This is a genomic window from Paenibacillus sp. N119s, from assembly GCF_059447605.1.
On record NZ_JCAJRU010000034.1, the window covers coordinates 14,956 to 27,617 of the forward strand.

Annotated in this window: 9 protein-coding genes and 1 rRNA gene; 9 read left to right on the plus strand and 1 reads right to left on the minus strand. The window is 45.5% G+C overall.

The window, feature by feature from the left end; translation table 11 throughout:
- Positions 1 to 83 precede the first annotated feature (83 nt).
- The 6 genes from dnaA to gyrB all read left to right on the plus strand — a co-directional run bounded on the left by dnaA (position 84) and on the right by gyrB (position 6,397).
- Entirely contained in the window at positions 84 to 1,430 is a 1,347-nt protein-coding gene (dnaA, locus tag AC5V8P_RS06590) for a chromosomal replication initiator protein DnaA (protein ID WP_019689098.1), read from the plus strand.
- 186 nt (positions 1,431 to 1,616) lie between these two features.
- The gene (gene dnaN / locus AC5V8P_RS06595; protein ID WP_063211662.1) at positions 1,617 to 2,759 is read left to right on the plus strand and encodes a DNA polymerase III subunit beta; all 1,143 of its coding nucleotides are present in this window, start codon (positions 1,617 to 1,619) and stop codon (positions 2,757 to 2,759) included.
- Between the two features lie 39 nt (positions 2,760 to 2,798).
- Positions 2,799 to 3,017 (plus strand): S4 domain-containing protein YaaA, encoded by a 219-nt coding sequence (yaaA, locus tag AC5V8P_RS06600; protein ID WP_016822440.1) that lies wholly within the window; start codon positions 2,799 to 2,801, stop codon positions 3,015 to 3,017.
- Positions 3,018 to 3,071: 54 nt separating this feature from the next.
- Positions 3,072 to 4,187: a DNA replication/repair protein RecF gene (recF, locus tag AC5V8P_RS06605; protein WP_063211660.1), complete on the plus strand. Its 1,116-nt coding sequence runs from the start codon at positions 3,072 to 3,074 to the stop codon at positions 4,185 to 4,187.
- A 16-nt stretch (positions 4,188 to 4,203) separates the two neighbouring features.
- Entirely contained in the window at positions 4,204 to 4,455 is a 252-nt protein-coding gene (gene remB, locus AC5V8P_RS06610) for an extracellular matrix regulator RemB (RefSeq protein WP_063211658.1), read from the plus strand.
- Positions 4,456 to 4,486: 31 nt separating this feature from the next.
- Positions 4,487 to 6,397: a DNA topoisomerase (ATP-hydrolyzing) subunit B gene (gyrB, locus tag AC5V8P_RS06615; RefSeq protein WP_063211657.1), complete on the plus strand. Its 1,911-nt coding sequence runs from the start codon at positions 4,487 to 4,489 to the stop codon at positions 6,395 to 6,397.
- Between the two features lie 106 nt (positions 6,398 to 6,503).
- Here gyrB and AC5V8P_RS06620 read toward each other — a convergent pair whose 3' ends face one another.
- Positions 6,504 to 7,331, minus strand: a complete 828-nt coding sequence (locus AC5V8P_RS06620) for a YheC/YheD family protein (protein ID WP_063211655.1) — start codon at positions 7,329 to 7,331, stop codon at positions 6,504 to 6,506.
- A gap of 467 nt (positions 7,332 to 7,798) precedes the next feature.
- On the opposite strand from AC5V8P_RS06620, the gene gyrA reads away from it, so the two are divergent.
- From gyrA to AC5V8P_RS06635, 3 genes are all read left to right on the plus strand, one after another.
- Positions 7,799 to 10,363, plus strand: coding sequence for a DNA gyrase subunit A (gene gyrA, locus AC5V8P_RS06625; RefSeq protein ID WP_064797495.1), 2,565 nt, complete (start codon positions 7,799 to 7,801; stop codon positions 10,361 to 10,363).
- A 206-nt stretch (positions 10,364 to 10,569) separates the two neighbouring features.
- Positions 10,570 to 11,658: an HD-GYP domain-containing protein gene (locus tag AC5V8P_RS06630; RefSeq protein ID WP_064797494.1), complete on the plus strand. Its 1,089-nt coding sequence runs from the start codon at positions 10,570 to 10,572 to the stop codon at positions 11,656 to 11,658.
- Between the two features lie 314 nt (positions 11,659 to 11,972).
- Positions 11,973 to 12,662 (plus strand): 16S ribosomal RNA (locus AC5V8P_RS06635); the annotation flags it as partial.

Below are 12,662 nucleotides of genomic sequence, written 5' to 3' on the forward strand. Positions count from 1 at the left end.
TTTAGGTGTTTTGCCGGAGCGCCGAGAGCAGCTCTCTGCAGCTTAATTCGGCAAAATGTCAGGATTTAAAAGGAGTGACGTCTGTGGACAGCCATACCTCTGAACTATGGCAGCAAATTCTATCGATTATACAAACCAAGCTGAGTAAGCCGAGTTACGACACTTGGTTTAAGGCTACCAAGGCAGCGAAACTAAATGACCACTCCATTGTGATTTCTGCACCGACAACTTTTGCCGTGGAATGGCTTGAAAGCCGCTATACCAAGCTAGTCGGGGCAACGGTTTACGAGATTTTGGGCAAACATTTAGAGGTCAAGTTCGTTATTGAAGAGAACAAGCCGGCCGAGGTCGATCTTCAGCAACAACCTCAGCAGCAGCCGATCGTTCAAGAAGAAGCTGTGTCTCATATGCTGAATCCCAAATATACATTCGATACATTTGTCATTGGATCGGGGAACCGTTTTGCCCATGCGGCATCGCTGGCCGTCGCCGAGGCGCCGGCCAAAGCTTACAATCCGCTGTTCCTTTACGGTGGTGTAGGTCTGGGTAAAACGCATCTAATGCATGCTATCGGACACTATATTTTGGAGCACAATCCGACCAGCAAGGTCGTTTATTTATCATCAGAGAAGTTCACGAACGAATTCATTAATGCCATCCGGGACAACCGCGGAGAAAGTTTCCGGAATAAATATCGTAATATTGATATTTTGCTCATTGATGATATTCAATTCATCGCGGGCAAGGAATCGACGCAAGAGGAATTTTTCCATACGTTTAACGCGCTGCATGAAGAGCGCAAGCAGATTATAATCTCAAGCGATCGGCCACCTAAAGAAATCCCAACGCTAGAAGAACGGCTGCGCTCTCGCTTCGAGTGGGGACTTATTACCGATATTCAACCGCCGGATTTGGAGACGAGAATTGCTATTCTTCGAAAAAAGGCGCGGGCAGAAAACCTGGATATTCCTAATGAGGCCATGATGTATATCGCGAATCAAATTGATACAAACATCCGTGAGCTCGAAGGGGCACTGATTCGTGTTGTCGCCTATTCTTCCTTAACGAATCAGGATGTATCAAGCCATCTCGCGGCTGAGGCGTTAAAGGATATCATCCCGTCCAGTCGTCCAAAAATGATCACGATTCAGGATATACAGCATCAAGTCGGGGAATTTTATAATCTACGGCTGGAAGATTTCAAAGCGCGTAAGCGGACGAAGGCTGTGGCTTTCCCAAGGCAGATTGCCATGTATCTTTCCCGTGAGCTAACCGACTATTCTTTGCCGAAAATCGGTGAAGCTTTCGGTGGACGTGACCATACGACTGTTATTCATGCGCACGAAAAAATCTCCAAATCCATTCAAGTGGATCAGGATCTATTCAAAGTTATCAACAACCTCATAGAGAAAATCAAAAATCCAACCTGAACAAGTTCAGAGCCTATACACAATTTATACACATGTGGATAGGCTTGATTTTATTAGGGTTACAGAGAGTTATCCACATATTCAGTGCGCCTATTACTATTACTATTATATTTTAAAGATATACATCACCTATATAAGGCCCGCGTCAACGCGTGCTTGAAGGATTAAAACCCGTAGGAGGAACTTATGAAGATTAGCATTCTGAAAAACGTTTTGAACGAGGCTATACAACATGTATCCAAAGCGATATCCAGTCGGACTACCATTCCAATTCTGAGTGGTATTAAGCTGGATGTGAATCATCAGGGCGTCACATTGACCGCCAGCGATACAGACATCTCCATTCAATCCTTTATTCCCATGGAGGATGGTGACCAAACAGTCGTTCAGGTCGAACAACCCGGTAGTGTAGTGTTGCCAGCTAAATTCTTTGTCGAAATTATCAAAAAGTTGCCATCGCAGGAGATCCGTATGGAGGTCAAGGACCAATTCCAAACCTTTATCTCATCAGGTGCTACTGAAATTCAGATCGTTGGCTTGGACCCTGAGGAATTCCCGGTGCTCCCCAACATTGAAGAAAACCAAGTGATCTCTGTTCCAGGTGATTTGCTTAAAAATATGATTAAACAAACGGTATTCTCCATCTCTACCCATGAAACGACACCAATTTTGACTGGTGTATTGTGGAATCTGGCTGAGGGTGAATTGAAATTTGTTGCAACGGACCGCCACCGCCTTGCTACCCGCAGCGCTCATTTGGAGGGAACTGAAGGCTTACGTTTTAGCAATGTTGTTATTGCAGGCAAAACGCTCAATGAGCTGAGTAGAATTATTCCAGATCAAAATATGCTTGTGGATATCGTCGTAGCGGACAACCAGGTATTATTTAAGGTGGATCGCGTTTTATTTTATTCCCGTATTTTGGATGGCACATATCCTGATACTTCTAGAATTATTCCGACCTCCTACAAAACAGAACTGGTTGTGGACACAAAAAGTTTGAGCGAGTCTATTGACCGCGCTTATTTGCTGTCCCGTGAGGAAAAAACGAATATTGTAAAAATGCAATCGTTGGAGAATGGCGATCTAGAGATTTCCTCCAGCTCATCTGAGCTTGGCAAGGTGCGTGAGGAAGTAAATGTGTCCAAATTTGAGGGAGAGCCGCTCAAAATCTCGTTCAACTCCAAATATATGCTCGACGTGCTGAAGGTAATTGACAGCGAGCAGCTGACGATCGCTTTTACCGGCATTATGAGCCCCATTATTTTAAAACCGGCAGACTCCAGCAATGCGCTGTACATCATCCTGCCATATCGCACAACCAACTAGCGTTACCTAACCGAGAACAAGCGAAAGGATGAATAGGCCTTGAAACCGATATCTATACAGACCGAATACATCAAGCTCGATCAATTTTTGAAATTAGCCGATTGTGTATCCACAGGAGGCATGGCTAAAGCCCTGCTGCAGGAAGGACAAGTCCGTGTTAATGGTGAACCGGAAGAACGCCGTGGAAGAAAATTGTACCCAGGTGATACCGTTGAAGTAGAGGACATTGGACGCTTCGAGGTTACGGCAGGAGCATGATCGCCTGAACGGCAAGGACTCCTTTTAGGTGCGGAATAATGAGGGGGACCCTAAGTGTTTGTGAACAACATTGTTTTGCAGCAGTATCGGAACTATGAACAGTTGGAGCTGAATGATTTCGGACCCGTTAATTTGCTGATCGGACAAAATGCGCAAGGCAAAACGAATTTGGTTGAGGCAATTTTTGTACTGGCTTTAACGAAAAGTCACCGAACGTCTCGCGATAAGGAATTAATTTCTTTCGGGGCGACTTCCACTCATCTAGCAGCCGATGTGGATAAAAAATACGGAAAAATCAGATTGGATCTCTCGTTATCCACACAAGGCAAAAAAGCAAAGATCAACGGACTAGAGCAGCGAAAGCTGAGCGATTTTATCGGTTCGTTAAACGTGGTTATGTTTGCGCCCGAGGATCTGGAAATCGTCAAAGGAACACCGGGGGTTCGCCGCCGGTTTCTTGACATGGAAATCGGACAGGTTGCGCCAGGATATTTGTATCATTTGCAGCAGTATCAGAAAGTGCTGGTTCAGCGAAACAACCTGCTCAAGCAAGCCTGGGGTAAAGATATGACGTCGGTACAGCTGATGCTAGAGGTATGGAATGAGCAACTTGTTGAGCATGGTGTTAAAATTGTAAAAAAGCGGAAACAATTTATAACAAAGCTACAAAAGTGGGCTCAGGCCATTCATGAGGGGATTGCAGGTGGGACAGAAGAGTTAAAATTAACCTATGTTCCCTCCTTCGGTGAGTCAGAGGAAGAAGATGAAGCTGTCTTATTGGAGCGATTTATGATAAAGTTATCCCAAATGAGGGAACAGGAAATCCGCCGTGGCATGACTTTGGCGGGACCCCATCGTGATGATTTAGCCTTTGCCATTAACGGCAGAGAAGTGCATACGTATGGTTCTCAAGGGCAGCAGCGGACGACGGCCCTGTCTTTGAAGCTGGCCGAAATAGAATTAATTCATGAGGAAATTGGGGAGTATCCTATCCTGCTGCTGGATGATGTGTTGTCCGAACTGGACCCCTATCGTCAGACTCAGCTAATCGAGACTTTCCAAAGCAAGGTACAGACCTTTATCACGGCAACCGGGATTGAGACGTTGAACGCAGAACGACTTAAGGGTGCCCATATTTATCACGTCCACGACGGGCATGTGGAACACTAAGGAGTGAGTGACCGCTATGTATATTCATCTGGGTGGAGAAAAGATCATCCGCTCGTCAGAGCTTGTGGCTATTTTCGATATCTCGATTGAAAAATCCTCTAAAATCTCCAAACAATACGTGAACCACGCCCAACAGCAAAAGCATGTCGAGATGATTGGCGAAGAGGAAGCCAAGTCCATCGTAGTAACTCAGAATACGGTGTATTATTCCCCCATCTCCTCAACAACACTCAAAAAGCGGGCAAACCAGTTTTTTGCCAATGCTTAACCATAGAAATCTATAGAAGTAGGTGAAAGGCATGTCTATGAATCAACCGTCTTATGATGCGGGCGAGATTCAGGTCCTTGAAGGCCTGGAGGCGGTTCGGAAACGTCCCGGGATGTATATTGGCTCCACGAGTGTCAAGGGGCTCCATCATCTGGTCTGGGAAGTTGTGGACAACAGCATTGACGAAGCGCTGGCGGGTTATTGTAACAGCATTCAAGTTGTCGTTCACGAAGATAACAGCATTACCGTTACAGATAACGGCCGCGGTATTCCGGTAAGTGAACACGCCAAAATGAAAAAATCGGCGCTGGAAGTCGTAATGACCGTGCTTCACGCAGGTGGTAAATTTGGAGGCGGAGGGTACAAGGTATCCGGTGGTCTGCACGGGGTTGGTGTATCCGTGGTGAACGCTCTCTCCAGCAAAATGATCGTCCGTGTTAAACGGGATGGACATGTATATGAGCAGGAATATCATCGTGGTGTTCCACAGTATGATGTCAGAGTCATCGGTGACACAGAAGAGACAGGTACCCAAACGACCTTCTATCCGGATGAACAGATTTTTACTGAAACGACCGTATATGACTATGATACGCTTCAGACGCGGATTCGTGAGCTAGCCTTCCTGAACAAAGGCATCGCAATCAGCCTGACTGATGAACGGACAGGCGCCAGCGATTCATTCCACTATGAGGGCGGAATCAGTGAATATGTGCAGTTTCTGAATCAAAAAAGGGAAGCCCTGCATGAACAACCGATTTATGTCGAAGGTTCACGTGATATGATTCAGGTCGAAGTTGCATTGCAATATAACGACAGCTATACTGAAAATATTTATTCTTTCGCCAACAATATCAACACCCATGAGGGCGGAACGCACGAATCAGGTTTCAAGAGTGCATTAACTCGGATTATTAACGATTATGCACGCAAAAATGGGCTGATTAAGGATAACAACGCCAATTTAACCGGTGATGATGTACGCGAGGGTTTGACAGCGATTATTTCCGTCAAGATCCCAGAACCACAGTTTGAGGGTCAGACGAAAACAAAGCTCGGCAACAGTGAAGTGCGAGGAATTGTCGAGTCTCTGTTCGCAGAGAAACTTCAGGAATTCCTAGAGGAAAATCCGGCTGTCTCCCGCCGTGTAGTCGATAAATCATTACAAGCAGCCCGTGCCCGGGAAGCAGCACGCAAAGCGCGTGAGCTTACACGTCGTAAAAGTGCGCTGGAAATCAGTTCGCTCCCAGGTAAGCTGGCGGATTGCTCCTCCAAGGACGCTTCGATCAGTGAATTGTACATCGTCGAAGGTGACTCGGCAGGTGGATCGGCCAAGCAAGGGCGTGATCGTCACTTCCAAGCGATTTTGCCAATTCGCGGTAAGATTTTGAATGTGGAAAAAGCACGTTTGGACCGTATTCTATCCAGTGATGAAATACGCTCGATGGTTACAGCAATGGGTACAGGGATCGGGGATGATTTTGACATCGCCAAAGCTCGTTATCACAAGGTCATTATTATGACCGATGCCGATGTCGACGGTGCCCATATTCGTACATTGTTGCTGACGTTCTTCTATCGCTACATGCGTAAAATCATTGATGCGGGCTATATATACATTGCTCAGCCGCCACTATTTAAAATTGAGCGTAACAAAGTTGTGCGTTATGCGAACTCTGAGGCGGAACGTGACGAGATTATCAAGGAATTTGGAGAAAATGCCAAATACAATGTACAGCGCTATAAAGGTTTGGGCGAGATGAATGCGACCCAACTTTGGGAAACCACGATGGACCCTGAGAGCCGTACAATGCTACAGGTAACGGTCAGTGATGCGATGCTGGCGGATACGCTGTTCAATACCTTAATGGGTGACAACGTAGAACCACGTCGTGACTTTATCCAGGAACATGCAAAGTACGTGAAAAACCTAGATTTTTAATATGTGCTATTCCATGAAGTAAGAGTTCACAAGGGGCGCCCCAATGGGCGTCCCTTTTCTTGTCATTAACCAGGCAGGATGGATTTGAAAATTTAAATTCAAAGTTTCAGGCTTTTTTCTTAGAGCGTACAGGTTTACCCGTAGATGCCGTATACCGGCCGTAGCCTACTGCATATCTGAATATTTTGTGATAGAGGCTTTTGTTTGGGAGGGAAGCGAACACTTTGATGGCTGGTCTAGTGTTGACCTCCAGAATCCACGGATAGTTTTGCTGATCCAATCCCACATCTAACCCAATTTCTCTTAAACGAGGGTATCTTTTTTGTAGCTGCCAGGCTACCCGCTCGCCCATTTTTGATAATTTTTGCTCCAGTCGTACGGCCTCCTTAACGTCCATGTATGGAGCTACTAGTTCATTAAAAAAGCGTGTTGTCCCGCCGCTGTGATGATTGGTGACGACTTTGTCAGGAGCAGCTACGCGTCCTACAATAAGCGTAGTTTCCCATTGGTGCCTCAAGTTCATCTGGGTTAACACCCTAAGATCGAAAGGACGGTTTTCATGATGAAGCAGGGGAATCCCGCGCTGTATCAAATATGGGCGTTTCTTTATACGAGAAGAAACCACCCTATGCAGCTCATCCAGACTTTCAAAGGTGAGGATATCTACTTCATAGCGCAGCACATACCAAGTTCTCTCCTCGATGATTCCCTCTTCTGTCGGCGGAAGCGGCTCTGTCTGCTTTTCTGCACGCATAACCCCTTTTCCATAAGTGCCATTATCCGGCTTAATATAGACAGTTCCATACACCGCCAACATTTCATTCAAGTGCTCAAACGTGTACAAACGTGTTTCCGGTATATATGCGGCCAATGCCGGATTGGGGAGAATGGCATTTGTTTTGGCCCACTTACTGGATACTCGCTGAATAGACAAGTATTCTCATCCTTTCTTTTTGAAATATGAGTCATGTAACTGGAATCCACATCCTTTAACAAAACAAGGGAAACTAAAGGACAAGCGCGTAAAACAATGATATAATAGAGAAATACGGCGTTTTTCGGAATTTTGCTAAGTAGAGCCCTGACCGTATACGTATTGTATGTGGTAAAGGCCCTTTGGGTGGGGGCTAATCCCCAGTTCAGGGGAATTTGTTATAATCAGGGCTTGTAAGATCTACAAGAAAATAGCAATCTGCCTATAAGGCAGAAGGGGAATGACGAGGGTTTTACGCTGTAAAGAGGGCAAATGTGTTTAATTGTGCTCTTTTTGTGAAAGTAATATAATTATACAGATGAGGATTTCAGCCAAAATCCTGCGCAAGGAGCGGAGTATATAGGCAGTGTCTTGTTGGGATTTTCACATAGAGAGCGCTGTATTGAAGGATGAGAAGGAGGACCAGCATGGCGGATCAAAATAACTCGCAAATCATCAATAGGGATATCGGAGTGGAAATGCGCGAATCCTTTATGGATTATGCCATGAGTATTATTGTTAGCCGTGCCTTGCCTGATGTGCGGGACGGACTGAAGCCGGTACATCGTCGTATTCTGTACGCGATGTCCGAGCTAGGCATGTCGCCAGATAAGCCTTATAAAAAATCGGCAAGAATCGTCGGTGAAGTGATCGGTAAGTATCATCCTCATGGTGATACGGCTGTATATGACACGATGGTACGGATGGCGCAGGATTTCTCCTTGCGTTATATGTTGGTGGATGGACACGGTAACTTTGGCTCCGTGGATGGAGATATGGCAGCAGCCATGCGTTACACTGAAGCACGGCTGTCCAAGATTGCCATGGAGATGCTTCGTGATTTGAACAAAGAGACCGTTGATTTTATGCCGAACTACGATGGTGAAGAGAGCGAGCCTGTCGTATTGCCTGCACGTTATCCTAACTTGCTGGTTAACGGTGTCGGCGGGATTGCAGTTGGTATGGCAACCAATATTCCTCCGCATAACTTGGGAGAGGTTATTGATGGTGTACAAGCTCTGATTGAAAACCCTGACATTACGCCGATGGAACTTATGGATTACATTCAAGGTCCTGACTTTCCTACAGCAGGTTATATCTTAGGCCGCTCAGGCATTCGTCAAGCGTACCAGACTGGCCGCGGATCTGTGACCATGCGTGCGAAGACCACCATAGAGGAGATTGGCAATAAAGCACGGATTATCGTGCATGAGTTGCCTTACCAAGTGAATAAGGCGCGCCTAGTCGAGAAAATTGCTGAATTAGTACGTGACAAGCGTATTGAAGGCATTACAGATCTTCGAGACGAATCAGACCGTACGGGTATGCGTATCGTTATCGAGCTGCGTAGAGATGTGAACCCGAACGTCGTTCTGAACAATTTGTTTAAACATACGGCCATGCAGTCCAATTTCGGGATCAATATGCTGGCCATTGTAAACAATGAACCGAAGATTTTAAACCTGAAAGATGTCTTGTATTATTATCTCAAGCATCAGGTTGAGGTTATTCGTCGCCGGACAGAATTCGATCTGAAAAAAGCTGAAGCTAGAGCACACATCCTCGAAGGTTTGCGTATTGCTCTTGACCATCTGGACGAAGTTATTTCTTTGATTCGTTCTTCCCAAACTGCAGAAGCAGCTCGTGAAGGACTGATTGAGCGTTTCTCGCTGACTCTTGAGCAGGCCCAGGCTATTCTCGATATGCGTCTACAACGCTTAACCGGTTTGGAACGTGAGAAGATCGAGAATGAATACAACGAGCTAATCCAAAAGATTATGGAGTATCGTGAAATTTTGGCGAATGAGCATTTGGTGCTCAATATCATCAGCGAAGAGCTGAATGAGCTGAAAGGACGCTTTGCCGATGAACGTCGCACTGAAATTACAGTGGGTGAAGAAAGTATTCTGGATGAGGATCTCATTCCGCGTGAAGACGTTATTATTACTGTAACCCATACTGGATATATCAAACGCCTACCTGTTACTACGTATCGCAGTCAAAAACGCGGTGGTCGTGGTGTAGTAGGTATGGATACCAAAGATGAGGACTTCGTAGAGCATCTGTTCATTACGAATTCACATCACCATTTGTTATTCTTTACTGATAAGGGTAAGGTGTACCGAATTAAGGCCTATGAGATTCCAGATTTAAGCCGGACAGCTCGGGGAACACCGATTATTAACCTGATTCAGATTGAACAGGGTGAGTCGATCAATGCAGTAATTCCAATTGAGGAATTTGTGGAGGACAGTTATCTGTTCTTTGCGACCCAACATGGGATTATTAAGAAGACACCTCTTGATGACTATGCGAATATCCGCAAAGGTGGCCTGATTGCCATTAATTTGCGTGAAGATGACGCCCTGATCGAAGTGAAGCTGACTGATGGACAGCAGGAAATGATTATTGGTACAGCACAAGGCATGTCTATCCGTTTCCCTGAAAGTGATGTACGATCTATGGGGCGTAGCGCTACAGGAGTTAAAGGGATTAGTCTTGATGAAAGTGATGCTGTAATTGGCATGGATATCGTTGATACCAACCTGGATATTTTGATTGTAACAGCCAAGGGTTATGGCAAACGTACCCCTGCTGTGGATTATCGTATCCAGAGCCGTGGAGGCAAAGGGATCAAGACGATTAACGTTACCGACAAAAACGGTCCGGTTGTTGGCCTCAAGGTTGTAAAAGCCGAAGAGGATCTGATGATTATTACAGCTAGCGGCACCTTGATCCGGACTAGCATGGGGGAAATCTCCACGATGGGACGGAATACACAAGGGGTAAGGCTGATTAATATTCGTGATGATGATGCGGTTGCAACGGTTTGTCGGGCGAACAAGAATGAGGAGCAAGATGAACTGCTTGAGGATTTATTAGAGGACGGAGGAACTGGTGAAGAGCCAACTCTGTCATCTGCTGAACCAACTCTTGGAGATAATACAGAAGATACGGAAGGTAACGATCTAGCATCTTCTGAGGAAGAATAAGCCTTGAATATGGAAACGACATTGTTGTTTTAAAATTAGGGGAAGGGACTCTCTGACTATTTGGTCAAGAGAGTCTTTTTTCTTGTTCAGGCTGACGAATTCAAATTTAAATGGCATAAAATGAATGTACAGGATCATTCCCAAGTAATATAATGACATCATAACTGGCAGCTGGAGCAGCTGTTGTGAGAACAGAGAGGTTGACCATGACAACTGTACCCGTATCGGAATTAAAAGCAGGACTTAAATTACAAAGCGACGTATTTACTGAAATGGGCAGCTTGTTGCTACCGAAGGGACGCATCCTGCTACCACGTGACTTGGAGATTTTAGAGGCATTCCTGATTCAACAAGTAGAGGTAGGTACTGACGATCTTACAAAGTCCAGTAGTGAGCCTACCGCTGGTCGATCTGGAACAGATGAATCGCAGGAAGCTTCCTTGGATGGGCGAGACGGATCTGAACAATTCCAGGTTGAGTATGACAAAATGGTGATGCTCGTTAAAAGTGCGTTTCAATCAGTGCTTGTCTCTAATTTATCTATATATGAGTTGCGGGGACAACTGGAGTCCTTACTGTCCCATATTCAACGTTATAATGTAATGACCTATACTCCGCCAGCTATGATCGAAGTGGACTATATTTTTCACAATGCTGTGCTAACCTCCCTTACCTCTTACTCCATTGCACAATGGATTGGGTTGCCTCAAAAGGATTGGATGCAGGTAGCTTTTGCTGGATTGCTGCATGATATAGGGAACGCTAAGATGGACCCGTCCATTCTGTACAAGCCCTCCCAACTAACGCGGGAAGAGCAAGAAGAGATACGTCTTCATACATCACTAGGATACCAAATGCTTAGAAATGTGAAGGCTATTAACGAAGGTGTGCGTTTGGCAGCTCTTCAGCATCATGAAAAAGTGGACGGCACTGGATATCCATTGCGTCTTAAAGGAGAGCAAATCCACATATACGCTAAAATCGTCGGAGTGGCTGATGTATTTCATGCTATGACTTTGGAGAAAACATACCGACCTGCCCAATCACCATATTTGGTTTTAGAGCAAATCAAATCAGAATCATTTGGAAAGCTGGACCCAAGTGTCGTGCAAGTCTTCATTCAAAAGTTAACCCAATTTAATAATGGGACCAAGGTACGTCTTAGTGATAAGCGAACAGGGGAAATTATATTCGCTGATCGGGATCACCCGACTCGTCCGTTAATTCAAGTAGATGGGGAGATCATTAACTTGATGCTTCAAAGAGAGCTTTATATCGAGTGTATTGTTACTTAACTAAGTCTTTTAAAAAAAACAGTTGCACAATATAGTGAATATATGATATATTATTTCTTGTCGCTTCAAGTTGTAAAAAGAGAGCGAAAAACACTTTTGAAAAAAGTGTTGACACAGAACTAGAAAACATGATACACTATAAAAGTTGCTGAGGGGAACGAAAAATCCAAAGCAAACAAGAATGTTTGATCTTTGAAAACTGAACAACGAGTGAGTAAACTGATTTTGTTCGCAAAATCAAACATGAGATAATTTATTTCGTCAGTTTCAAAATGAGCTAATCGCTCTTTTAATAAACCAGCTTCGGTTGGTCTTTAATGGAGAGTTTGATCCTGGCTCAGGACGAACGCTGGCGGCGTGCCTAATACATGCAAGTCGAGCGGGGTTATTTAGAAGCTTGCTTCTAAATAACCTAGCGGCGGACGGGTGAGTAACACGTAGGCAACCTGCCCACAAGACAGGGATAACTACCGGAAACGGTAGCTAATACCCGATACATCCTTTTCCTGCATGGGAGAAGGAGGAAAGGCGGAGCAATCTGTCACTTGTGGATGGGCCTGCGGCGCATTAGCTAGTTGGTGGGGTAAAGGCCTACCAAGGCGACGATGCGTAGCCGACCTGAGAGGGTGATCGGCCACACTGGGACTGAGACACGGCCCAGACTCCTACGGGAGGCAGCAGTAGGGAATCTTCCGCAATGGGCGAAAGCCTGACGGAGCAACGCCGCGTGAGTGATGAAGGTTTTCGGATCGTAAAGCTCTGTTGCCAGGGAAGAACGTCTTATAGAGTAACTGCTATAAGAGTGACGGTACCTGAGAAGAAAGCCCCGGCTAACTACGTGCCAGCAGCCGCGGTAATACGTAGGGGGCAAGCGTTGTCCGGAATTATTGGGCGTAAAGCGCGCGCAGGCGGCTCTTTAAGTCTGGTGTTTAATCCCGAGGCTCAACTTCGGGTCGCACTGGAAACTGGGGAGCTTGAGTGCAGAAGAGGAGAGTGGAATTCCA